Source organism: Nonomuraea sp. NPDC050451, assembly GCF_044458585.1.
In genome coordinates this window covers 1,198,793-1,220,233 of sequence record NZ_JBITHZ010000001.1, presented here as the reverse complement: position 1 = coordinate 1,220,233, position 21,441 = coordinate 1,198,793, and the positions used below count along the sequence as shown (strand labels likewise).

Annotated in this window: 24 protein-coding genes; 9 read left to right on the top strand and 15 right to left on the bottom strand. The window is 69.5% G+C overall.

Going from position 1 to position 21,441, the window contains the following annotated elements; all coding sequences use genetic code 11:
• Positions 1-22 precede the first annotated feature (22 nt).
• On the top strand, positions 23-925 hold the full coding sequence (locus ACIBI9_RS05665) for an AraC family transcriptional regulator (protein WP_397220735.1): 903 nt from the start codon (positions 23-25) through the stop codon (positions 923-925).
• 13 nt (positions 926-938) lie between these two features.
• Here the strand turns inward: ACIBI9_RS05665 and ACIBI9_RS05660 are convergent, their stop codons facing one another.
• The 4 genes from ACIBI9_RS05660 to ACIBI9_RS05645 all read right to left on the bottom strand — a co-directional run bounded on the left by ACIBI9_RS05660 (position 939) and on the right by ACIBI9_RS05645 (position 4,443).
• The gene (locus ACIBI9_RS05660) at positions 939-2,027 is read right to left on the bottom strand and encodes a right-handed parallel beta-helix repeat-containing protein (RefSeq protein ID WP_397220734.1); all 1,089 of its coding nucleotides are present in this window, start codon (positions 2,025-2,027) and stop codon (positions 939-941) included.
• 263 nt (positions 2,028-2,290) lie between these two features.
• Positions 2,291-3,001 (bottom strand): YqjF family protein, encoded by a 711-nt coding sequence (locus ACIBI9_RS05655; RefSeq protein ID WP_397220733.1) that lies wholly within the window; start codon positions 2,999-3,001, stop codon positions 2,291-2,293.
• Complete coding sequence (locus ACIBI9_RS05650; protein ID WP_397220732.1) at positions 2,998-3,228, bottom strand: hypothetical protein; 231 nt, start codon at positions 3,226-3,228, stop codon at positions 2,998-3,000. Before ACIBI9_RS05650 ends, ACIBI9_RS05655 begins: the two co-directional genes overlap by 4 nt.
• A 12-nt stretch (positions 3,229-3,240) precedes the next feature.
• On the bottom strand, positions 3,241-4,443 hold the full coding sequence (locus ACIBI9_RS05645; RefSeq protein ID WP_397220731.1) for a hypothetical protein: 1,203 nt from the start codon (positions 4,441-4,443) through the stop codon (positions 3,241-3,243).
• Between the two features lie 182 nt (positions 4,444-4,625).
• On the opposite strand from ACIBI9_RS05645, the gene ACIBI9_RS05640 reads away from it, so the two are divergent.
• Positions 4,626-5,210, top strand: coding sequence for a hemerythrin domain-containing protein (locus tag ACIBI9_RS05640; protein WP_397220730.1), 585 nt, complete (start codon positions 4,626-4,628; stop codon positions 5,208-5,210).
• A 66-nt stretch (positions 5,211-5,276) separates the two neighbouring features.
• Positions 5,277-6,245, top strand: a complete 969-nt coding sequence (locus ACIBI9_RS05635; RefSeq protein WP_397220729.1) for an SDR family oxidoreductase — start codon at positions 5,277-5,279, stop codon at positions 6,243-6,245.
• On the opposite strand, the gene ACIBI9_RS05630 is transcribed toward ACIBI9_RS05635, so the two are convergent.
• From ACIBI9_RS05630 to ACIBI9_RS05620, 3 genes are all read right to left on the bottom strand, one after another.
• Complete coding sequence (locus tag ACIBI9_RS05630) at positions 6,205-6,561, bottom strand: hypothetical protein (protein WP_397220728.1); 357 nt, start codon at positions 6,559-6,561, stop codon at positions 6,205-6,207. The genes ACIBI9_RS05635 and ACIBI9_RS05630 overlap by 41 nt on opposite strands.
• A 391-nt stretch (positions 6,562-6,952) precedes the next feature.
• Positions 6,953-7,804, bottom strand: coding sequence for a phosphotransferase enzyme family protein (locus tag ACIBI9_RS05625; RefSeq protein ID WP_397220727.1), 852 nt, complete (start codon positions 7,802-7,804; stop codon positions 6,953-6,955).
• A gap of 170 nt (positions 7,805-7,974) precedes the next feature.
• Complete coding sequence (locus tag ACIBI9_RS05620; RefSeq protein ID WP_397220726.1) at positions 7,975-8,670, bottom strand: GntR family transcriptional regulator; 696 nt, start codon at positions 8,668-8,670, stop codon at positions 7,975-7,977.
• A gap of 57 nt (positions 8,671-8,727) precedes the next feature.
• On the opposite strand from ACIBI9_RS05620, the gene ACIBI9_RS05615 reads away from it, so the two are divergent.
• Genes ACIBI9_RS05615 through ACIBI9_RS05600 form a run of 4 tightly spaced genes read left to right on the top strand, consistent with a single transcriptional unit; the run spans position 8,728 to position 13,265 of the window.
• Positions 8,728-10,110 (top strand): alpha-L-fucosidase, encoded by a 1,383-nt coding sequence (locus ACIBI9_RS05615; RefSeq protein ID WP_397220725.1) that lies wholly within the window; start codon positions 8,728-8,730, stop codon positions 10,108-10,110.
• Positions 10,097-11,449 (top strand): ABC transporter substrate-binding protein, encoded by a 1,353-nt coding sequence (locus ACIBI9_RS05610; RefSeq protein ID WP_397220724.1) that lies wholly within the window; start codon positions 10,097-10,099, stop codon positions 11,447-11,449. The genes ACIBI9_RS05615 and ACIBI9_RS05610 overlap by 14 nt, the downstream gene beginning before the upstream one ends.
• A complete protein-coding gene (locus tag ACIBI9_RS05605) occupies positions 11,449-12,369 on the top strand; it encodes a carbohydrate ABC transporter permease (RefSeq protein ID WP_397220723.1) in 921 nt (306 codons plus the stop codon). The genes ACIBI9_RS05610 and ACIBI9_RS05605 overlap by 1 nt, the downstream gene beginning before the upstream one ends.
• Positions 12,366-13,265, top strand: coding sequence for a carbohydrate ABC transporter permease (locus ACIBI9_RS05600; protein ID WP_397220722.1), 900 nt, complete (start codon positions 12,366-12,368; stop codon positions 13,263-13,265). Before ACIBI9_RS05605 ends, ACIBI9_RS05600 begins: the two co-directional genes overlap by 4 nt.
• An 85-nt stretch (positions 13,266-13,350) precedes the next feature.
• On the opposite strand, the gene ACIBI9_RS05595 is transcribed toward ACIBI9_RS05600, so the two are convergent.
• The 5 genes from ACIBI9_RS05595 to ACIBI9_RS05575 form a co-directional block, all read right to left on the bottom strand.
• Complete coding sequence (locus ACIBI9_RS05595; RefSeq protein ID WP_397220721.1) at positions 13,351-14,424, bottom strand: RecQ family ATP-dependent DNA helicase; 1,074 nt, start codon at positions 14,422-14,424, stop codon at positions 13,351-13,353.
• Positions 14,351-14,722, bottom strand: coding sequence for a DEAD/DEAH box helicase (locus tag ACIBI9_RS05590; RefSeq protein ID WP_397220720.1), 372 nt, complete (start codon positions 14,720-14,722; stop codon positions 14,351-14,353). Before ACIBI9_RS05590 ends, ACIBI9_RS05595 begins: the two co-directional genes overlap by 74 nt.
• 240 nt (positions 14,723-14,962) lie before the next feature.
• A complete protein-coding gene (locus ACIBI9_RS05585; protein WP_397220719.1) occupies positions 14,963-15,427 on the bottom strand; it encodes a DUF6789 family protein in 465 nt (154 codons plus the stop codon).
• A gap of 31 nt (positions 15,428-15,458) precedes the next feature.
• The gene (locus tag ACIBI9_RS05580) at positions 15,459-16,118 is read right to left on the bottom strand and encodes a hypothetical protein (RefSeq protein WP_397220718.1); all 660 of its coding nucleotides are present in this window, start codon (positions 16,116-16,118) and stop codon (positions 15,459-15,461) included.
• A gap of 188 nt (positions 16,119-16,306) precedes the next feature.
• On the bottom strand, positions 16,307-16,504 hold the full coding sequence (locus ACIBI9_RS05575) for an SDR family oxidoreductase (protein ID WP_397220717.1): 198 nt from the start codon (positions 16,502-16,504) through the stop codon (positions 16,307-16,309).
• A 30-nt stretch (positions 16,505-16,534) separates the two neighbouring features.
• Between ACIBI9_RS05575 and ACIBI9_RS05570 the strand changes: the two genes are divergently transcribed.
• Positions 16,535-17,062 carry a hypothetical protein gene (locus tag ACIBI9_RS05570; protein WP_397220716.1) on the top strand — a complete coding sequence of 176 codons (528 nt, stop codon included), beginning with the start codon at positions 16,535-16,537 and terminating at the stop codon, positions 17,060-17,062.
• Positions 17,063-17,098: 36 nt separating this feature from the next.
• The gene (locus ACIBI9_RS05565) at positions 17,099-17,692 is read left to right on the top strand and encodes a cysteine hydrolase (RefSeq protein WP_397220715.1); all 594 of its coding nucleotides are present in this window, start codon (positions 17,099-17,101) and stop codon (positions 17,690-17,692) included.
• Between the two features lie 3 nt (positions 17,693-17,695).
• Here ACIBI9_RS05565 and ACIBI9_RS05560 read toward each other — a convergent pair whose 3' ends face one another.
• The 3 genes from ACIBI9_RS05560 to ACIBI9_RS05550 are packed head-to-tail and all read right to left on the bottom strand — an operon-like array spanning position 17,696 to position 21,185.
• Positions 17,696-18,295: a TetR/AcrR family transcriptional regulator gene (locus ACIBI9_RS05560; RefSeq protein ID WP_397220714.1), complete on the bottom strand. Its 600-nt coding sequence runs from the start codon at positions 18,293-18,295 to the stop codon at positions 17,696-17,698.
• Positions 18,292-20,631, bottom strand: a complete 2,340-nt coding sequence (locus ACIBI9_RS05555) for a YhgE/Pip family protein (protein WP_397220713.1) — start codon at positions 20,629-20,631, stop codon at positions 18,292-18,294. The genes ACIBI9_RS05560 and ACIBI9_RS05555 overlap by 4 nt, the downstream gene beginning before the upstream one ends.
• Positions 20,628-21,185 (bottom strand): ATP-binding cassette domain-containing protein, encoded by a 558-nt coding sequence (locus ACIBI9_RS05550; protein ID WP_397220712.1) that lies wholly within the window; start codon positions 21,183-21,185, stop codon positions 20,628-20,630. The genes ACIBI9_RS05555 and ACIBI9_RS05550 overlap by 4 nt, the downstream gene beginning before the upstream one ends.
• Between the last annotated feature and the right edge of the window lie 256 nt (positions 21,186-21,441).

The following is a 21,441-nucleotide window of genomic DNA, read 5'->3' as shown; positions in this document are numbered from 1 at the left end:
CGATTAGTCGTACGATCCCGACATGCCTGCCATGCTGCACGAGCACGCGCTGTTCGCCGGGGGCCCGGTCATGGCAGGCGTCAACCACCTGAACCCCGACGTCGAGCCGCACGCGCACGACTTCCTCGAGATCGCCGTGATCGGGACCGGTCACGGCCGGCACGTGACCAGCCAGGGCGAGCAGCCGCTGCGGCGCGGGCAGGTCATCGTGCTCCGCCCCGGTGCCTGGCACGGGTTCCGCGGCTGCGCCGACCTGACCGTGGCGAACTTCTGCCTGTCCGCCCAGGCGCTGCGGGGCGAACTGGCGGCGCTGTACGACATCCCGATGCTGCGCCGGATGCTGTGGACCGATCCGGTGGCATCCGGCACGCACGGCGTGGCGGTCACGGCCGTCGATCCGGCCGCCGCCGAAGAGGCCATCGCGGAGATCGGCCTGCTCGAACGGGACCTCGCAGCCGATCGGAGCCGTCCGGGCCGGGTGCTGGGCCGGCTGGTCACCGTGCTCGGCGTCCTGGCCGACGGCCGCGACCCCGGACGGCAGCCGCTCGAGTCCACCGTCCACCCCGCGGTCGCCGCCGTCATCGCCCGACTCGAGGCAGCGCCCGCCGACCCGTGGCGGCTGGACGATCTCGCCCGGACCGTCAACCTGGATCCCGCCTATCTCGGACGGCTGTTCAGGCGGTACGTCGGGCTGACGCCGCTCGGCTTCCTGGCCCGGCTGCGGGCCGAGCGCGCCGCCACGTTGCTGGCACACTCGACCCTGCCGACCGCCCGGGTCGGCGCGGCCGTCGGCTGGGACGACCCGACGTACTTCGCCCGCCGCTTCCGTACGCTGGTCGGGCTGACGCCCACCGAGTACCGGGAACGCAGCCGATCGGCCGCCCATGCCCAGCTCAGCGGCCCGGCCGGGCGGAAGAGTTCCTGACCCGCCGAGGCGGTCAGAGGCCCGCGCCCACCTGGACCGTGGCGTCATCCGGCACCTTGACGAGGGGCTTGGGCACGTTCTTGACGAGGTTGCCGGTGGAGGTGACGGTCAGCGAAGCGCCGCTCTTCTTCTCGTAGTGCAGACCTGTCTGGTCGGCGGTGCCGTTGCCCAGGATGGCGTTGCCGGTGACCACCGCGTTCCCGTCGCCCGAGGTCACCCCGTCCAGGGCGATGGAGAAGTAATAGGGGCCCGTCGGCGGCGTCTTGTCCCCGTCACGGAAGTTGTGGATCTTGTTGTTGGCGATCGTCGTGGTCGCCCCCGGCTGCAGGACGCAGCGGATGCCGTACAACCACGCCTGTTCCGTGGTGTCCTTGTAGCCGAAGTCCTCGATGTAGTTGCCCTGGATCGAAGTGCCGAAGCAGCGGTTGAGGTCGAGGGCGCTGTTCGCGTTGCCGTACAGGTGCAGGTCGCTGAGCAGCCAGCCGGCGGCGTTGTCCGATTCGACGGCGCTGGTGCCGCTGTCGCGCACCCATGAGCGGGTGAACGTCCAGTCGGTGATCACGCCGCCCGACGGGTCGAGCACCTTGACGCCCGCGCCGCCTGAGCCGGTGATGTAGACGTCGCTGATCACCCCGTTCACCATCGTGTTGTCGTCGGCGTCGATGGTCGTCCCGTTCTTCGACGGGTTGCTGAGGCGGACGGCGTCCGAGGAGGTCTCCTCGATCTGGATGTCGGAGATCCTGCTGCCCCAGGAGCGCAGCATCAGGCCGACGGTCCCGGTGGTGTTCTTGGCGCGGTTGCCGTCCAGGGTGAGCCGCTCGACGCGAATGGGGTTGCCCGAGTAGGCCTGGTTCGCGTCCCACGTGTCCGAGGCCAGCAAGGCGGGCAGGTTTGCCCCGTCCGCCTGCTTGATCCGCAGGCCGGTACGCGAGTCACCGCGATACGTACGATCTCCGCGCAGCACGATGGTCTTGTTGATGACGCACACGGCCGGCTCGTCCGCCGTCACCGAGCGCCCCAGGATCACGATCTCGTCGCCCGCCTTCGAGGCGCTGATGGCGTTGTTGATGGTCGCGGCGTCGTCCGTTCCGGTGCATTGCACTTCTTTACGGGCAGCGGCGGCGGGGGTCGGTTGCGCTATGACCGCGACCCCGGTGCCGGCTAAAGCGAGCACGGCGGCCGAGACCAGGGTTAATGCCGATTTTTGCACATTCGTCTCCGGGCATGAAGATCGTTACAGGCATGATCATTATGGGATCCATGCCACTGACTCGGGCATGTCAGATTGCTCACACGGCATCATCCGGGTCGATGACCTCGGCCAGGAGGTGAGTCGGCAGGCGGCGTGCCTACGTCATCAGAGGATCACCAGGTCCACATCCCCACGCGCACGTCGACACCGGGTGAGGCGTGGAGGACTGGGGCGTCGACGGGGTCGGGGAGGCCTGCGGCTCGGAGCATGTCCTGGTCGAGGCTGATCAGCTCCGTGTGCTGCAGCGGCCAGGCAGGGTGTTCCACGTCGGCCGCGGCCAGCCGTCCCGCCACCATGGTGAACAGGCGGTAGCGGGCGGTCAGGAAGTGCGCGAGCTCGTCGCTCCCGGTCAGTGGGGCGCCCGCTTCCAGCTCCGCGTCGCAGCGCGTCCCTTGCGGCCCCGGCCACCGTCTGCGGCAGCGGTATCGACGGCGGCCGTCGTCGGCCCGTACGGACATGTCCGACCAGTGGTACGGAAGCCAGTACCCGGTACGGCCGCCGAGAGCGGCCGCGAGCCTTCCCGCGTCCAGCGACAGGAACCAGATGCCCGAGCGGCCCCGCGGGTCGCGCACATAGGTGCGGCAGTTGGTCTCGGGAAAGCTGGACAACCACGGAAGCGCGGGAAGGCCCGGCACGCGTACGTCGGTCATGAGGAACGGAGTCAGCCCCACCCATGCCGACCCGTCGAAGGTCTCGACCGTGAGCGCGTGCGGCACCAGCTCCCGCACCGCCTGGGCAGGGTATCGCCAGTGCAGGAACGTCATGTGCGCCCAACGGTGGTACATCACCGGCACCGCCACGCGCGGGGGCGGCAGCGCCTTCATCGAGCGAGGCGGTGGTGCTCGGCGATGAGGCGGCCGTCGTGGCGGATGCGGGCCGCCCGGTAGGGGGAGACCGGGCGGGTGACGCAGTCCTGCGCGACGGTCTCGGCCTGCGCCTGGTCGATCCCCCACCCGATGGTGTGCCACCGCTCGTCCGCCGCGTCCAGGGCGGTGATCTCGAAGAGCTGCCGCGCCGGACCAGGCGTGCAGGGGGTGTGGTGGTGACCCATGCTGAAGCCTCCTCAGCGGTGGAAGGCGAGGCTGCGGACGGGGTGCTCGCCTTCGGTCTGCAGGCGGTACTCCTGGCCGGACTTGGCCCGGTTGTCCTCGATGACCAGCTCGGACGGCGCCTTGTCGCCGCCCATGAGCGCGTCCTGCATCTTCTCGAAGCGTTCGTGGGCCTCCTGGACGTAGCCGGTCCCCAGGGTGGTGTAGTCGATCTGGGTGGCGATCAGCTCGCGCAGGTAGGCCTTGTTCGGCTCGAAGGTGACCGGGGCGGGCAGCTCGGGGGCGCACACCTGCTCCGGGTCGCGGCCGTCGTGCTTCTTGAACAGCTCGGCGGCCAGCCGCAGGTGCTCCAGCTCCATGTTCAGGTGCAGCTCCCAGATGTTCTTCACCTTGGGGTCGGACTCGGTCTGCATGAACGAGTGGTACAGGTAGCACTCGTTGTACTCGTGGTTGAGCAGCATCTCCCACCAGTTCTCGCCCGGATCGACGAGCGACTCGTAGTGGGTGACGTGTTCCTCCTCGATGAGGCCGATCTCCTGATACAGCTGTCGGGCGATCGGCTCCATGTACATGGGGCCGACGTTCATGTAGAAGTTCATGGTCTGCTGCTCGGCGGCCATGATGGTGAGCGCGTGCAGCTTGCTGATGGGGGCGGTGTTGGTGCGGTCGTAGGGCTCGCGCACGTTGTCCACCGGGTCGCGGTGGTGCAGGTAGGTGGGGCGGCCGGGCATGACCTCGGTGAGCGCGTCGACGATCTTCTCGGCCTTGCGGTGTTCGATCATCTCGTACAGGTTCGCGTACCGGTAGAGGTGGTCGAAGTCTTCCAGGACGCCGAACTGGTAGGCCTGCTTCAGGTATTTGTCCGGCTCCATCCGGGCGACCCAGGCGGTCAGGTCCACGGCGACCTGCTCGTAGGCCAGGGTGGTCTCCAGGACCGAGGCCAGGCCGGGCAGCAGCCAGTTGACCGCTTTTTGCTGCTGCGCCTCGATGTAGCGCACCCGCGCCAGCTGCTGTTTGAGCTCGAGGTCGGGGCAGTGGCGGGCGAGCTGGTGGCTGAAGAAGATCGCCTCGGTCTCGATCCCGTTCATCGTGATGATCCGGCATCGGGTGTACGGATCGGCGTGGTCGGGGTCGATCGGAGTCACGTTCAGCTCGCGCCAGTTCCGCAACTGCTTGTCCAGCGGGATACCCCGCTCCCGCAACGGGTTGAAGGTCATCTGCCTCGTGCTCCTTGTCGACGGCGGCCAAATCCGGGCGGCGGTATCCGCAAGCCGGGCCTACCCGAGGGCTCCGGGGGCAATCTCTGCGGCTCACCGTGGAACGCTCCGGACTCGGTAAGGCCACGCGTGACCAGCGATGTCACGGGTAGGCACCGGCGGTGTCCGAGAGGAGACCGATCATGACCACCCAGAGGACGATGCCCGAGACGATGGGCGAGAGCGACGTCATCGACCTGCTTCTTGCTCAGCACGCGATGATCAGGGACCTGTTCGACGAGGTCGAGCAGGCCACGCCGGACCAGCGGGGCGAGGCGTTCACCCGGCTGGTACGGCTGCTGGCCGTGCACGAGACGGCCGAGGAAGAGATCGTCCACCCTTACGCCCGCCTCAAGATCGACGGCGGTGACGCCGTCGTCGACGACCGCCTGGCCGAGGAGAACCACGCCAAGGAGCTCCTGCAGCAGATGGACCAGGCCGGGCCCAATGCCCCGGACTTCGCCGAGAAGCTCGCCGTACTGCGTGCCGCCGTCGAAGCCCACGCCCGCAGCGAGGAACGCTACGAGTTCACCCAACTGCGCGGCCACACCACCGAGGCCGAGCGCCGGAGCATGGCCCTCGGCGTCAAGGCCGCGGAGGCGATGGCTCCCACCCACCCGCACCCCGGCACCGAATCGGCGACCAAGAACCTGCTCATGGGAACCCCCATCGCGATGATGGACCGGGTGCGCGACGTCATCCGCCAGGCCATGGGCAAGCAGGGCTGACCCGGGCAGGGCCGAGCCCACCACCTGCCCGTTTAGCCGGTGGCCGCCGGGTAGGTGTCGCTGCTCATGAGAGTCAAGGACAAGGTCGTCGTGATCACGGGCGCGTCCAGCGGGATCGGCCGTGCCACGGCCCTGGCCTTCGCCGCCAAAGGGGCCGCGGTCGTGCTGGCCGCCCGGCGTCGCGAAGCCCTGGAGGAGGCGGCGCGGGAGTGCGAGAAGCGCGGCGGCAAGGCCCTGGCCGTGCCGACCGACGTCAGCGACGCGCACGCCGTGAAGGAGCTGGCGGGCCGGGCTGTGGCCCGGTTCGGCCGCATCGACGTGTGGGTCAACTGCGCCGCCGTCACGCAGTTCGGCCCCTTCAGCGAGGTGCCGCTCGAGGAGTTCCGGCGGGTGCTGGACGTCAACGTCATGGGGTCCGTCCACGGCGCCCGCGCGGCCCTGCCCTACCTTCGCGACCGGGGCCAGGGAGTCCTGGTGAACGTGTCGTCAGTGGTCGGGGTGGTGTCCCAGCCGTACGCGCACGCGTACGGCATGTCGAAGTACGCCATCCGGGCGCTCAGCGCGAGCCTGCGCCAGGAGCTGCGGCTGGATGGCGCGGGCAGGGTGAAGGTGTGCACGGTCATGCCGGCCACCATCGACACGCCGCTGTTCCAGCACGCGGCCAACCACACCGGCCGCAAGGTCGTGGCGATGCCGCCGGTGTATCCGGCCGAGCGGGTCGCCCGCGCCATCGTCAACCTCGTGCGCTCGCCGCGCCGGGAAGTGATCGTCGGGACCATGGGCCGCAACCTGGTCATGCAGTCCAAACTGGCCCCGGGGCTGACCGAACGCATGATGGCGGCGCAGGTGGACCGGGCCCACCTGTCCCGCACGGAACCCGCGCTGTCCACGCACGGCAACCTGTACGAGCCGGACCCGGGCCCCGGCGTGGTCGGGGGCGGCTGGCACGGCAAGCGCAAGACCGCGGTCCGCCGTGCGCTCACCGCCGCCGCCCTCATCGCACTGGTGGCCGGCGCGCGGCGCGTGCTGCGTTGACACGCCGCCGCCCGTACCGCTCGTCGCCGACCGTGTGCGGTGGCGACATCGGCCAGGACCTCCGCCAGACGCCACCTGACGTGGCCGGCCGATCAGTTGTGGCGTTGTGGCCGCTGCCCTGCGGGGCCACCCGCAGCCCTGCCGTACGGGCCGCCTCCAGCGTGGTGGCCACGTCGCCGGCCGTACGGGCGAGCACGAGCGCGGCGGGGCGCTGGTCCACGGTCAGTTGACAGGCCGAGCGGGCGGCGTCCCAGCCCGGATCGCCGGGCAGGACCAGCGCGCCGTCCAGCAGTGGGTGTTCCAGGGGTAGAGGCATCTCCACCGTCCTTCCGAAGGGGTCAATGACCCGATCGACGGTGCCGGATGGAGCGATCCACTCCCATCCCCCACATCAGGGGTGTTGTGTTCAGCCATCCCCTCAACTGAGGGATGCGCTGCCGCGAGCTCCGCGCCCACGTCGTCGGCGATCGACCGCGTCATCACCCGGCTCGGCCGGGAAACACCCACGTCGAGTGGCGGCCGGTTGCTGCGCGAGAGGTCCCCACGGGCGTGCGGGTGCGTGCCGCGGTCTGCTCGTACGGGGTTCCCTCGCGCCGCTGAAATGTCGCGAGCGCTTGGCCGGTCGGTACGGGGATGGCGTAGGTCTCGATCAGGCCGAGTGCGCTGTAGTGGTGCTCGTCCGCGCCGACGAGCTCGAAGGCCCGCGATCAGCCACGGGTATCCAGCCCTTCGCGATCGAGCGCTGCTCTGATCTGGCTGAGCCACTCTGTGCCCAGCCGGCGCCCGTTCGGGAGTTGGTCGTCTCGGTCCCAGCGCCACGTTGTGATCATCGCCAGCACGAGGATCCGACACTCGCGTAGCAAGTCTTGATCGACACCCGGATAGTGCTCGCCGACTTCTTCGGGCGCATGGGCGAGGTCGAATTCGACAGGCCCACGGCAACACGTCTCCAGGTCGATGAACAGCAGCCCGTTCTTCGTGGCGAGCAGGTTGCCCGGGTGGGGCTCGCCGTGCACCAGCTGCTCGGCGCCGCCGCGCTCACTGATCACTCGTCTCAGGCTTCGTAACGTGTCGCCGAGCAGCTCCCGGTCCGCGTCGGCGAGCGCCGGAGTGCGGTCGCGGTTCGCCACGAGTCGTTGAGCCTGCTCGACTCGATCCGTGAAGTGCGGCGTCGGGACATCGAGCTTGCGCATGCCGGCATGCAGCCGCTCGAGCGCATGGGCGTAGTCGGCCGGTGAGACCTCTTGAGATGTCACAGGCTCGTAGTAGGTCCACAGCGTGACCACGAAGCCGTCACGCTCATGGACGCGTGGCTCCACTCGTGGCTCGAGAGCAGCCACCGGGCACCCGAATTCGGCGAGCCGCTGAGCAAGCTCGACTTCGAACTGTGCGACCTGATGCGCTACAGGTGCCACCCGGGCCAGGACGTCACACGGCAGCAGACGCAGAGTGAGCTTGTTCGAGTCATGAAGAACGATCGCGTCGTCGGCTGTCAGGCCAAGTGATGAGACGATCGACATGGCCGCGGCCACGGCACGCGGGACCTCTGACGCCTGCATCGTCGCTTGCCCCTCTCCCTCTCCACGCGGCGCAACCTGGGCACCATACCAAGTTGTCGATTGAGAGCCGCGGTGGTGCGACGGGCAGGGCGGGTTCGTTGGATTCTGCTCCATTGCTGCTGGTGCGGGCGGCGAGCATGAGCACCAGCCGAGCAGCCGGGGAGGCCGGGTCAAGCTCTGTAGGCGCTCGTCAGGCGTGATCGCGACGCCTCGAGGTGGGCGGTCATGGCGCTCGCCGCGGCCTCGGGATCCTTGCGGCAGATGGCGTCGAGCACCGCGCGGTGCTCGTCGGCGGCGTGAGTGGCGATCCCGTGGCGGAAGTAGAGGCGGTAACCATGGGTGTGCGCGCGGAACCTGCGCAGCGTGTCGGCGATGAGCGGGCTGCGACTGGCCTCGGCGATCGCGTTGTGAAACAGGGCGTCCAGTTCCGCGAAGCCACGGTACGCCTCGTAGGTGTCGCCGAGCAGCGGTGACATCATCTGCTCCAGCGCCTCCCGCATGGCGCTCACCTCGGCGTCCGTGGCGTACCGTGCGGCACGCGCGGCAGCGGACGGTTCGAGGAGCAGGCGCACGTCGTACAGGTCGTCGAGGGCGGCCCGGTCGAGCAAGGGAGCCACCAGATAGCCGGCGTTCGGCCGGCGGACGACGAGCCCCTCCGACTCGCAGCGCGCGAGCGCTTCGCGGACCGGCGTCTGCGACACGTCGAGTTCGCGGGCGAGCCCGTCGATCGACAGCTTCGTCCCGGGCTCCAGGTCGTGATCCATGAGCCGGGCCTTCAGCGCCTGGAAGACCGATTCGCGGACGCTGACCTTGGCAGGCTCGTCGGAGCCCGAGCCGCTGGACGCGCCTGTCACTGAGTCACTCATCGCCCCTCCGTCCGATGCCGCCGCGGACGCCTAAGGTCCCGGACATCTTCGCCACTCATGGTTGACACATGCCCGAAACGCCCTGCATTCTCATCCAAATCGTATCGTATCCGATCTGAGCGAGCCCGCTCGACGCAGAAGGATGAGCGCGTGACCATTCCCGACTGGTTCTGCGACGCGGGTTTCGGCCTGTTCGTGCACTGGGACCATGCGAGTCAGCAAGGCGTGGAGATCGGCTGGCCCCTGGTCGGCCATTCGATCCTTCCGGGCCGGACAGAACCCGAAGCCGACATGACAACCACGCAGTACCAGTCGAGCGCGGCCACGTTCGACCCGCGGCGCTGGGATCCGCGCGGCGTGGCGCGGCTCGCCCGTGACGCGGGGGCCCGCTACGTGGTCTTCACCGTCCGCCACCACGCCGGGTACTCGATGTACCACACGAAGCAGTCGGAGTTCTCCATCGCGGCGTCGCCGTACGGACGTGACATCACCCGGGAGTTCTTCGACGCGCTGCGCGCCGAGGGCCTGCGCGTCGGCGTCTACTACTCGCTGCTCGACTGGAACCATCCCGACTATCCGGCGTTCACCGACGCCGATCGCCCCTACCCGCACGAACGGTACCGGCGGCCCTCACCTGAGCAATGGGCTCGATATCTCGATTACGTCAAGGGACAGCTCACCGAGCTGCTCACCGAGTACGGGACCATCGACCTGCTGTGGTTCGACGGGGAGTGGGAACGCACCGCGGAGGAATGGCACGCCGCCGAGCTGCGCGAGCTGATCAAGTCCCTGCAGCCGGACGTGATCATCAATGACCGGCTGCCGGGCCAGGGCGACTACGCGACACCGGAGCAGGGCATGCCGCGCCGGCCACCGGGCGGACCGTGGGAGCTGTGCCTCACCATGAGCGAGAGCTGGGCCTACCGGCCCGACGACCTCGACTACAAGAGCCCGCGGCTGCTCGCCTCCTACCTGAGCGAGGTCGTCTCCCGGGGCGGCAACCTCCTGCTCAACATCGGGCCGCGAGGTGACGGGTCGCTGGTGCCGACCGAGGTCGCCACGCTCAAGCAGCTCGGCGGCTGGCTCGCCGGCCATGGCGAGAGCATCGTCGGGGCCGCGCCCGCGCCGGAACGCCTCGACTTCCACGGCCCGGCCACGCAGCGCGGCAACAACGTCTACCTCCACCTGCTGCTGCAGCCGCAGGACGTTCTCATCGTCAGGAACGTTCCCATCGGCTCGGTCGTCGGCGTTCGCCTGCTCGGCACCGAGCAACCGCTGCAGTACAGCGTCAACGAAGAAGTGCACAAGGCCAACGGCGCGGACGACGAGCCGCTCGGCGAGCTGTTCATCTCCGTGCCACCGCCGACCGGCGCGCTCATCGACGTCATCGCCATTGAGCTGTCAGCTCCCTGGAAGGACGGGTCCCGTGCGACTCTCTAGAACTCTGAAGGCGGCCAGGCCGGCCCTCGCAGGCGTCCTGCTCGCGGCCGTCGGCATCGCGTGCGGCACCGGCACCGGACCAGGCGGCGGTGACGGCAAGTCGCTCCGGGTCCAGATCCCCACCGGACCGCTGGCCAGCGCCATGGAGCAGGTCGGCAAGGACTTCGAGAAGGCCAACCCGGGCACGGTGGTCACCTTCGAGGGCGTCGACTCCGGCAGCTCCCGCGGCCCCAACGTGGCGCTGCTCAGCTCGACCGGCACCCCGGACATCGGCTACCTCCAGCGCAGCACGGGTATCTGGTCGGCGCTGCTGAAGAACAAGCAGCTGGCCCCGCTGGACGACGTCTGGAAGGCCGCGGGCCTGGCGGACAAATACTCCAAGAGCCAGGTCGACTACTACACGACCGACGGGCACCACTACGGCGTCCTCTACGAGCAACTGCTGATCAACCCCGTCTACTACAACAAGGCGGCCTTCGCGAAGGCCGGCATCCCCGACCCGCCCGACCACCAGATCGCCTCCGTCGCCGACTTCGAGTCCATGGTGGGCAAGGTCAAGGCCGCCGGTTACGAAGGATTCGGCGTGGGCGGTTCGAGCCCGTACGACCTGGGGCACACGCTGGACGCGCTGCTGCCCACCGCGGTGTCGGCCGACGACTACGACGCCATGCTCACGAACTTCAAGCCCGGGTCTCCCACGGACGTCAAGTACACCGACCCCGGCTTCGTGAAGGTGCTGCAGACGATCCAGGACTGGCAGAAGAAGGGCATCTACCAGAACGGGATGCTCGGCATGGACACCGACCAGGCCCAGGGGCTGTTCACCAGCGGAAAACTCGCGATGCTGCAGGGTGGCAACTACACCTACGCGAGCCTGAAGGAGGCCAAGCCGTCGTTCGAGATGGGCTGGTTCCTGCTGCCGCCGCTCACCCCGGGCCGGAAGACGCCGTTCGACGCCTTCAACGGTGACACCCTGGTGGTCCCGGCCAAGGCGGCGAACCCGGATCTGGCCAAGAAGTTCCTTCAGTTCTTCATGACCGACAAGTACCAGGTCAGCGTCATCGCAGCCACCGGTTCGCTCCCGGTGTTCTCCTCGATTCCGGCTTCAAGCCTGTCGAACCTCGGCGACCTGGTGCAGCAGCAGCTGGAGCTGTCGCGGTCCGTCGGATTGGTCAACATCTGGGACTCCACCGTGCCGTCCACCCTCGGGCAGGCGTTCTCGGTGCCGGTGCTGCAGAAGCTCGTGGCCGGCAAGCTGACTCCGCAGGAGGCGGCGCAGCAGTACCAGTCCGCGCTGGAGGACCTGCAGTCCGGCAAGGTGTCGGGGGCGTCGGACTGATGACCGCCGACAAAGCCGTTCTGGCGACGGCCGCCACGGCGCGGCCTCGCCGGAGGCCACGGATCTTCCCGATCGTGATGATGGTCCCGGCATTGGTCCTGCTGCTCGTGCTCGTCGCCTACCCGATCGCCGGATCCGTGCGCATCAGCCTCGGTTCCTGGGACGGCATCGGCGCGGTCGCCTATCACGGCCTGGACAACTACCGGCGGCTGCTGCGCGATTCGCTGGTCTGGCAGTCCATCGGGACCAGCCTGCAGTTCTTCGTCGGGACCGTGGTGTTCACCGTGACCTTCGGCTGTCTCCTGGCCAACGCGATCAGCCGCAAGGTGCCCGGCGCCCGGATCTTCAAGGTCGTCTGGTTCCTGCCGGTGATCATCCCGGTCAGCATCGCGGGCATCTTCTGGTCGAACGCGTTCCAGCCCACGACCGGGGTGGTCAACTCGGTGCTCGGCCTGCTCGGGCTCGGAGACGGGCACGCCTGGCTGGCGTCGTCCTCGACGGCGCTGTACGCGGCGATCTTCGCCGCGGTGTGGACGCAGACCGGGTACGCGATGCTGATCCTGCTGGGCGCGATGGAGGCCATCCCCCAGGAGGTGCACGAGGCGGCCACGCTCGACGGCGTCGGAGCGGCCGGACGGCTGTTCCGGATCACCTTGCCGAACATCGTGCCGATGCTGGGCACGATCACGACGTTGACCTCGGTCTTCTCCTTCAACGCCTTCGGCATCATCTACGCGATGACCCGGGGCGGCCCGGGCAACTCCACGAGCATCCTCCCGGTGCTGGTCTACAAGCAGTCCTTCGTCGACCAGGACTACGGCTACGGCTCGGCCACCGCGGTCGTCACGACGCTGATCGTCGCCGTCATCGGGATCATGGTCATGCGGATCTTCCGCCAGCAGACCCTGGACGCGCGATGACGGCGCCGCGGACTCCGAGCCGAACGCGGCCGGCCGTACGGCGTGGCCCGCGACGATCGGCCTGGCGGCGCGGGCCGCTCTGGTACGTCGGCTACGCGCTCCTGCTGGTCTGGACGGCGATCACGGTCGTGCCGTTCGTGTCGATGCTGCTGCTGTCGCTCCACCCGACCAGCGACATCTACGCCCACCCGCTGGGGCTGGGCGGCCAGTGGGTGCTGTCGAACTACGCCGACGCCTGGCGGGGCGTGGTCGGTGGCGCGCCGCTGTCGACGTACATCATCAACAGCCTGCTGGTGGCACTCTGCAGCCTGGCCATCGGCGTGACCTGCGGCAGCCTCGCCGGTTACGGTCTGGCCCGCGCGACCAGGGGCCTGTCGAACGCGGTCAGCCGCGTCATGGTCCTCGCCCTGAGCGTCCCGCTGGTCGTCGCGCTGATCCCGACGTTCGAGCTGCTGGGCAGGTATCAGATGCTCAACAGCGTGCCGGGCATCTCGCTGGTCTATGCGGCGTTCATGACGCCCACCATCGCCCTCATCATGCGGTCGGTGTTCGCCGCCGTACCGCGGGAACTGCTCGAAGCAGCCAAGATCGACGGTTACGGGGAGCTGGCCGCGCTGCTCCGCGTGGTCCTGCCGATCAGCAAGGGCGGTTTCGTCTCGGTCACGCTGCTCGGGCTCATCTTCGTGTGGAGCGAGGTCCAGTTCGGAGTGGTCCTGCTGACCCGCCCGCAGAACCGCACGCTGTCGGTCGGCCTGCTCTCCTTCCAGGGCCAGTTCGTCAGCGACCAGGGGGCCTTCTTCGCCGGCCTCGTCATCGCGACGTTCCCGATCGTCATCGTCTTCCTGATCTTCCAGCGCTATGTCACGAGCGGCATCACCCTGGGCGCGCTCAAGTGAGACCCTCAACGGCCTCGTCCGGGAGCGCCGTCCAGACGGTCACCTCGGCGGCTCCCGCGCGGGCCGGGACCGGGGGTGGACGGGGTCAGGAAGGGGCCGGGCATTCGGTGAGGAGGCGCTGTTCGAGCACCACGTCGAGTTCGAGCTCGCGGTAGCCCGCCTCCTCGAAGAGCACCGTCAGCCGGTCCTCACCGCGCCGGATGACCTGCCCGGACCCCCAGGCCCGGTGTTCCACCCGGGCGTGCAGCGGGAACGGACCGGCCTCCTCCTGCGGCACCTCGGCGGTTCCGGCGCGGCACGTGTCACAGTTGCCGCACGGTTCGGCCAGTTCCTCACCGAAGTAGCCGAGCAGGAAACGTCGCCGGCAGTCGCCGGTCTCGGCGACCAGTGCTAGCGTCTCCGCGTCCGACAGCCCGCCGGTGAAGTAGCGTTGAAGTGCCAGGTCCTCGGGCCGGTAGAACAGCATCGCCCGGGCCGCCTCGCCGTCCCTGCCCGCCCGGCCGACCTCCTGGTAGTACGCGTCCGGCGACCCTGGGATCTCGGCGTGGAAGACGAAACGCACGTCCGGCTTGTCGATGCCCATGCCGAAGGCGCTGGTGGCGACCACGACGTCCAGGTCGCCGCCCATGAACCGGCCATGCACCTCGTCACGTTCGGCGCGACGCAGGCCGGCGTGGTAGGCCGCCACCCGTATGCCCGCCTCGGCCAGCAGCCCGGTGAGGCGGCCGGTCTGCTTGCGTGACGCCGTGTAGACGATGCCGGGCATCGGCTCCGCCGCGACGGCGGCCACGATCTCAGGGGCGGGGCCGTCGAGCACCCGGCGTACCTCCAGCCAGATGTTGGGCCGGTCGAACCCCTGGACGATCTCCACCGGTTTCCGCATGCCCAGCCGCTCGGCGATCTCGGCCCGCACCGGCGGCGCCGCGGTCGCCGTCAGCGCGGCGATCACCGGACGGCCCAGGGCCTCGGCCACCGATCCGAGCCGCAGGTAGTCGGGACGGAAGTCGTGCCCCCACGCCGAGACGCAGTGGGCCTCGTCGACCACCATGAGCGATGGGCCCGCGGCCGCCAGCACACGGAGGACGTCAGAGCGGGCCAGCTGCTCGGGCGCGCAGAACAGGAACTCCGTCTCCCCCGCCCGCAGCGCCTCGAAGGTCACCGCGCTTACGTTCCCGCGTTCCCGCGTCCAGGCTCACCGCTGCCTGGTCGTGGTCGCGCAGGGCCTCGACCTGGTCGCGCTGCAGGGCGATCAGCGGCGACACCACGAGGGTCGGCCCCCGCAGCAGCAACGCCGGCACCTGATAGATCGCCGACTTGCCGCTGCCGGTCGGCATCACCACCAGCGTGTCCCTGCCCTCGGCCAGCGCGGTCATCGCGCGCAACTGGCCGGGCCGCAGATCGGTCAAGCCGAGGGCCTTCCTCGCCATCCGTTCGCACGCCGCAGTCGTATCCCGCATCGGACCCCTCCTCACAGGGCAGAACGTCCCAGCGGCAGGCCGCAGGTTCCACTCCATCGTCGTAGTCTTCGTCCTCGACGAACCAGCGCGGCGTTCCTCCCGCGTTGTTGATCAGCGGGACCATCCGCTCCCTTCGGGCCTGTGCACCACGTCCGGCAGCTAAGCCCAGGTCGTTGCGGGCTGGAGAGGGCGAAGAGGCACAAACGGACTCAAGGGATCAGTCCGGCAAACGATCAACGTTCATCGTGGTCGGCTCGAACGGGTGTTGAGCCGGTTCAGCGTCAGGGCGAGCACTGTCCCGTACACGACATGCCCGGCGGCCATCACGGCCGGACGCCCCGGCCGGTCTTCCGAGATCGGCGGAAGGATGTCCAGACTCGGAATCCAGCCCTCATAACTGGAGATCCAGATGGTCAGCGCGTAACCGACGCCGAAGGTGGACGGCGTCCGGCGTCCCCTGGCCATCAGGCCGAACAAGGCACCCGCCGTGACACCGAAACCCAGATGAGCCAGCGCTCCAAGCGCGCCCTCGCCGGGCTTGCGCCGGCGTTTGTGACCAGGTAACGCCGCTCGGACAATGTGTTTGGGCGGTTGGCCACTCATCAATCCCGCGCGGCTCCCGGCGAGCATCACGACGCTCATCGCCGCGGTGGCGACGGCACCTCCCACAGCGCCTCGCATGACATCACGAACAACCATGGACATCCGTTGCCCTCGATGCCGATCGAGAAACAGCTCACTCGGCCATGGTGGCGCCGCCGTCGGCCTCGCCGTACCGGATGGAGCCGGGAGAGTAGTAGCGCCGCAGCCAGTCCGCGAGCCCGTCGAGCCCGGGCAGGAGCACCCGCTCGGTGATGTTCGCCTGATCAAGGCGCTGCCTGATCTCCGCCTTCACCGCGGCTGGGACCACCCATCCGCGCCACAGGGCCGGATGCTCCTCAAGCCACTGCTCCAGCTGGAACGTCGGGTCTGGGAACACCGACAGCACCGACGACTGATTGACGACGCGCTCATCCAACGACGGCGGCTCGAAGAACGCCAGGAACGGCTCCTCCCCGCCCAACCGGTCGAAGCACGCGAGATCGGGGGCACGTTTGGCGAGCATCTCCGTGGTGAACAGGAGCGCTCCCTCCTCTTCGAGGCCCCGGCGCAGCGACTCCGGCAGCAGCCGGTGCGCGCCCGCGCAGTCCACCGCGAGCAGCACGGCGTCCTTCTCGGGCCACGACGCGGTCGCGAAATCGCGCTGGCCGAGGCTCCGGGCCAGGCCGCGGAAGACCAGCGTGGAGTGCGCGTGCGCCGGCCCGTCGCCGCGGCCGGCCTCGCTGATCGCGTCATCCAGCTCCCTCCAGGAGGACACCGTGACCACATCCACCCGGACCCGATGCCCCACGATCACGTGCTCCACACCTCACCACGCCGACGCTCGCCCGAGCGGGGGACGTCGGCTCGCGTTGCGACCTGCGGCCTGCTGCCACGGAATGTGGTCGATCCGGGCGAAGAACGCATTCCGCGGCAACATGGCCTGCTCCAGCCGCAGCTCGGACGGCGAAGGGATCCGGACGTGCGGCGGGCCGGCGTCGGAGCCTACGTCGTGGAGGACGGCTGTCGTGGCCGGTGCCAGCGCAGCCAGGCGGCCTGGCCGCCGTCGATGAGGATGTCGGTGCCGGTGATGTACAGCGATCCCGGGCCGGTCAGGAACGCCACCACTTCGGCGATCTCGGCGGGCGTGCCGGTGCGGCCCGCGCCGCAGGCGTCGAGCCCGACCCGACGGCGGCTGGACAAGGACGTGTTCTTCGAGAAGGATCTTGTCCCATGACCGGCACCGCGTCGTCGTCCTATCGGGCGAACGTCTGGCTGTCCTACCACCAGCTGCAGCTCCGAGACGCGAACGAGCTGGGTCCCGAGTTTCCGGAACGCTGGGACAACGGCTTGATCGCAGTGGCGGATGAGCCGGATGGCGCGACGATTCTCACGGGCATCTCCATCGGCGCCGTCGACGTCACGGTGCGGCTGACCGAGGGGCCTCCGCCTCTCGACCTGGACAGCTGGGAGGAGATCGTCGAGGTCTCCATCGAATCCACGAGCGGATCACTCATCGTTTGCGGCCTCGACGGGGACCTCCCCCGCCTGCCCAACCTCGCCTGGCAGGGGAAGGGCTTCTACCGGCTTCGGGTGCACGCACGCGGGCGTGACACGGATCCGGACGGTTCGGCAGCCACCCCGGTTGAGCACTACCTGATCAGCTCGTGGCCGGCGGAACCCCAGCCGGACATGCCCTTCAAGTACGCCGACGTGTTCGGTGTGAACGTCCGCCGGCGCGGACAGTCACAGCGAGGGTGATGGCGCGTCCGGGGCATCAAGCCCGACCCTGGTAGCGTGACGATCCGTTCAGGTGAAGCCGTGCTTGTGGTCATCGACCTGCAGAACTACTTCGTTCGCGATGTTTCCGCCCATATCGTCCCGGTCATCGCGGACCTCATCACCCGCTGGCGGTCTGCCGGGAACGAGGTGGTGTTCACCCGCTACGTCAACCGTCCGGGCTCGCCGTACGAGCGGCTGCTCGGCTGGACGGAATGCATGGAGCCGCCGCAGATCGACGTCGTCGACGAGCTGCGGACGCACGCGCAGCAGGCGACAGCCGTCATCGACAAGAACGGCTACAGCCTGTTCGCCGACGCCGACGGAGCGGCTCTGATCGCCGGGCATGGCTGGCAGGACATCTACCTGTGCGGGATCGCCACGGAGAACTGCGTGCTGGCGACCGCGCTCGGGGCGTTCGAGCTCAACCTGACGCCCTGGCTGATCGAAGACGCGTCCGCCAGCCACCGAGGCCGTCCCGCCCACGAGGCGGGAGTGTTCGTCGCCGGCAGCTTCATCGGCGAAAGACAGATCATCTCGGTAGCCGACATCCCGGCCTTGCTGACAGCCCCCCGGAGCCAAGGTGGACTGCCCGTGACCGACGGGCGGTGAGGCCTACCTGATGCGGCCGTGCAGGAGTTCGACCAGTGTCGCGTGCGTCCGCTCCAGCGGCCGGTCCGGATACAGGGCACGGCGCTCGATGGCGACCGTCAGGACCATGCCGAACACGGCCGTCGCCGCCGTCTCCACGTCCAGGTCCGCCCGGACCTCGCCGTTCGCGGCGGCCCGGCGCAGCACGTTCGCGTAAACGCCGAGCGCGCTCTGGCGCAGCCGCGCCACTGCCTCCTGCCACGCCGTCCGCCACATCTCGGCCAGCAGCACCCGGGCGAAGGCCCCGTGCTCCTCGAAGAACCTGAGCTGGCCGAGCACCACCGAGTCGAGCGCGTCCAGCGCGCTCTCCCCGGTGTCGGCGCCGGCCAGCGCCTCGGCGAGCAGGTTGATCGAGTGCTCCAGCAGCGCCTCGAACAGCCCCTCCTTGCTGCCGAAGTTGTAGAACACGGTGCCCTTGGCCACTCCTGCCCGCTCGGCGATGGCGTCGACCGTGGTGGCCGCGTACCCATGCTCGGCGATCAGCTCCACAGCCGCCCTGAACACCTTCTGCCGGGTGTCCTGCCTGTTCCCGCGCCTGGAGGTGCGCTCGTTCCGTTCGCTCACAGCGCCAGCTCCGGGTGCAGGTGCTTGACGGACCAGGTGCGGCCGCGCTCCACGGCGAGCGTGGTGAGCGCGAGCCCGAGTACGAGGAAAGCCGACAGCACGCCGCAAGCCTGCCACACCACGGTGGGATCGCCACCGCTGATCAGCCTGCGCAGCGCCGACACCACCCAGCTCATCGGCAGCCACGGCGAGATCGTCTGGAAGAACCCGGGCGACGTCTCGATGGGATACGTCCCGGCCGCCGAGGTGAGCTGCAGCATCAGCAGCGCCAGCGCCGCGACCCGTCCGGGCGGGCCGAGCAGCGCGTTCACGGCCTGCACGACCGCCATGAACGCGGCGGTCGCGAGCAGCAGCAGCCCGGTGAGCCCGGCCCAGTGCACGGCCTCCAGCCCGAGCCCGAACCGCAGGACCGCCACCAGCACGCCCACCTGCGCCGCCCCGAGCGCCGCCGCCGGCAGCCAGCCCGCCAGCGCGATCCGCACCGCGCCCGTCGTGCCCGCCAGCCGCCGCTGGTTCAGCGGCTTCAGCACCATGTACGTGATCATCGCACCGACCCAGAGTGCCAGCGGCAGGAAGAACGGCGCGAAGCCGGTGCCGTAGTTGGGCACCTCGTTGTCGACGGTCTTGGCCAGCCGGACCGGGTCGCTCATCACGTCCGCGCGGTCGTCGCGCTGCTTGCCGTCGTAGTCCGGTATCCGGGCGGCGCCGTCGCCGAGCCCGCCTGCCAGCTCCTTCGATCCCTGGGCGAGCTTGGTCGCGCCCTTGTCCGCCTGGCCCGCGCCGTCGTGGAGCCGGTCCACGCCGGTGCTCAGCTCGCTCGCGCCGTCGCTCAGCCTGACCAGCCCGCCGCCCAGGCGTCCGATGCCGTTCGTGACCTGGCGGGAACCGTCGGCCAGCTTGGCCGCGCCCTGGTAGAGCCGGTTCGCGCCGGTCGCGGCCGTGCCCAGGCTGGAGTTCACCTTCGCGGCGCCGTCGGCCAGCTTGCCCAGGCCCGCGTCCAGGGCGTTGAACTGGTCTCTGGCCCGGTCCAGCCCGGAACCGAGCCGAGGCGCCACAGCCGCGATCTCGCGAGCCTGCTTAGCCAGCTCCCGCGCCTGGTTCCTCAGGTCAGCGGCGGCGTCGGTCCCGCTTCCCGCACCGCTTCCGGCGCTGGTCCGGGCGGCGTCCTGGGCCTGGTCCGCCTGGGTCGCGGCCCGCCGCGCGGCGGCCGCCGCGTTCCGCAGCAGTTCGCGCACCTCGGGGTCGGCGTCGGCGCCGAGGCGGTCGATCGCGGCCTGCGCCTGCGAGCTTGCCTCCCTGGCGCTGTCGGCCGCGCTTCCCGCCCGGGCGTTCGCCGTGCGAGCGCTGTCGGCCGCCGCTCTCGCCTGTGCCGCGCCGGTCGACGACCCGCCGCCGGCGGCGACCTTGTCAGCGGCGTCGGCGACCGCCTCGGCGGCCTGGGAGATCTTGGGGCCCCATTCGTCCAGTACGGGTACGTACGTGTCGGCGAGCTGGTTGACCGTACGAGTCTGAGCGTGAACCTGCTGGTATGCCTCCCTCGCACCGGAACTGAGCGGAGACGTTCCTTTCGCGTGGAGCTTGTTCAGGCCGTCGCGCAGTTGCCCGATCGCCTGCTGTGCCTGCGTGAGGCCCTGCGTGACCTGGGCCGAGCCGTCACGCAACCTGCCCGTTGCGGTGTTGGCGGTGTTCAGTCCGGAGGAGAGCTGCCGGGCTCCGTTCTCGGCCGCGCCCAGGCCGCTGCTGAGCCGGGAGACGCCGTCGCCGAGCCGCACGGCGCCGTCGTGCAGCTTGTCCGCGCCCTCGGCGGCCTCCACCGTCTTGTCGTGGATGTCGCCGATCGAGACGAAGACGTTGTCGAAGTAGTCGTGGATCGCCGTGCGCTCGGCCGCCGCCCGTACCTCGTTGAACACCGCGTCCGAGATGCTGCCCATGATGTAGCTGCGGCCCGTGTCCACGCGCAGCCCGAGCCGCGCCGGGCTCGGGACGGCGTCGTCGTCGGCGGGTGAGGCCAGCTTGGCGCTGAAATCGGCCGGCACGGTCAGCGACAGGTAGAACGTGCCGTCCGCGACCCCGTCGGCCGCCTGCCTCGCGGTGGTCTCGTGCCAGCCGAACACGTCGCGCTTCAGCAGCTCGCCGGCCAGGTCGCGGCCCGCGCGCAGGGTCTTGCCCCCGGCTTGGGCGGGTTGGTCCTCGACGACCAAGGCGACCGGCACGCGGTCCAGATTGCCCTGCGGGTCCCAGAACGACCACAGATACAGGCCCGCGTACAGGAGCGGCAGCACCACCACCGCCGCCAGCGCCGCCCTCGTCAGCCGCGACCGCAACATGCCCTTCATGACAGCTCCACCAGCTGGTCGAAGCGGGCGGGCGGCGTCACGCACGAGGCCACCACCGCGCGATCCAGATCCCGCAGCAGGTCCCACAGCGCGTGCTGCCGCTCGACGGGCAGACCCGCGTCCACGTTGTCAGCCACGATCACCTCGGGCTCGTCCAGCAGCGCCAGCGCGAGTCCCAGCCGCACGCGTTGCTCGCGATCCAGCTCCCGCACCAGCACCCGTTCCTGGCCCGCCAGCCCGACCTTCCTGAGAATCTCCTGGTACGGCCGGCGCCGCCGCTCCCGCAGGTGCTCCCCCACCGTCAGCGACCGGTCCAGATCCGTCACCCCGTCGACCAGCGCCAGCGCCACGGCCTTGCGGATGGCGCGGCGCCTGGCGTGCCCGGCGACGTTCAGGGCGCCTTTCGTGGGCTTCATCCGCCCGGCCAGCGTCAACAGCAGGCTCGTCCGCCCGCTTCCCGCCGGACCCGCGACCACCGTGAGCGTGCCGGCCCCGGCCTTCAACGAGACCTCCGGGAACACCCCCTCGATCGCCAGCCCTTCCGCAACGATCACCGCAACCACCTTCTTTAAACTGACCAGTCAGTACAAAGATAGAGCCGGCCCGTATGACCGCGCTCAAGGAGAGGTGGTGGTGTTCGTCACCCTTTGTGGCTAGAGAGCCGAGCGCGGCACCGCCGCCGCGGCCGGGCCGGCAGCAGCGGCGGGGACGGCTTCGACGTCGACGCCCGGGCGGGTTAAGATACGGCCTCGGCACGGCACAGTTGTTTCCATGCTCCAGGCCCATCGGGATGGTTCCGTCATGGACGAC

What these genes read in the sequence shown, in the direction of transcription:
- ACIBI9_RS05620 (WP_397220726.1), bottom strand. Translation starts at nt 8,670, where the DNA reads ATGAGTGACTCAGTGACAGGCGCGTCCAGCGGCTCGGGCTCCGACGAG.
- ACIBI9_RS05635 (WP_397220729.1), top strand. Translation starts at nt 5,277, where the DNA reads ATGAGAGTCAAGGACAAGGTCGTCGTGATCACGGGCGCGTCCAGCGGG.
- ACIBI9_RS05645 (WP_397220731.1), bottom strand. Translation starts at nt 4,443, where the DNA reads ATGACCTTCAACCCGTTGCGGGAGCGGGGTATCCCGCTGGACAAGCAG.
- ACIBI9_RS05585 (WP_397220719.1), bottom strand. Translation starts at nt 15,427, where the DNA reads ATGTCCATGGTTGTTCGTGATGTCATGCGAGGCGCTGTGGGAGGTGCC.
- ACIBI9_RS05570 (WP_397220716.1), top strand. Translation starts at nt 16,535, where the DNA reads ATGACCGGCACCGCGTCGTCGTCCTATCGGGCGAACGTCTGGCTGTCC.
- ACIBI9_RS05640 (WP_397220730.1), top strand. Translation starts at nt 4,626, where the DNA reads ATGACCACCCAGAGGACGATGCCCGAGACGATGGGCGAGAGCGACGTC.
- ACIBI9_RS05655 (WP_397220733.1), bottom strand. Translation starts at nt 3,001, where the DNA reads ATGAAGGCGCTGCCGCCCCCGCGCGTGGCGGTGCCGGTGATGTACCAC.
- ACIBI9_RS05605 (WP_397220723.1), top strand. Translation starts at nt 11,449, where the DNA reads ATGACCGCCGACAAAGCCGTTCTGGCGACGGCCGCCACGGCGCGGCCT.
- ACIBI9_RS05600 (WP_397220722.1), top strand. Translation starts at nt 12,366, where the DNA reads ATGACGGCGCCGCGGACTCCGAGCCGAACGCGGCCGGCCGTACGGCGT.
- ACIBI9_RS05590 (WP_397220720.1), bottom strand. Translation starts at nt 14,722, where the DNA reads ATGCGGGATACGACTGCGGCGTGCGAACGGATGGCGAGGAAGGCCCTC.
- ACIBI9_RS05650 (WP_397220732.1), bottom strand. Translation starts at nt 3,228, where the DNA reads ATGGGTCACCACCACACCCCCTGCACGCCTGGTCCGGCGCGGCAGCTC.
- ACIBI9_RS05665 (WP_397220735.1), top strand. Translation starts at nt 23, where the DNA reads ATGCCTGCCATGCTGCACGAGCACGCGCTGTTCGCCGGGGGCCCGGTC.
- ACIBI9_RS05625 (WP_397220727.1), bottom strand. Translation starts at nt 7,804, where the DNA reads ATGCAGGCGTCAGAGGTCCCGCGTGCCGTGGCCGCGGCCATGTCGATC.
- ACIBI9_RS05630 (WP_397220728.1), bottom strand. Translation starts at nt 6,561, where the DNA reads ATGCCTCTACCCCTGGAACACCCACTGCTGGACGGCGCGCTGGTCCTG.
- ACIBI9_RS05555 (WP_397220713.1), bottom strand. Translation starts at nt 20,631, where the DNA reads ATGAAGGGCATGTTGCGGTCGCGGCTGACGAGGGCGGCGCTGGCGGCG.
- ACIBI9_RS05615 (WP_397220725.1), top strand. Translation starts at nt 8,728, where the DNA reads ATGGTTGACACATGCCCGAAACGCCCTGCATTCTCATCCAAATCGTAT.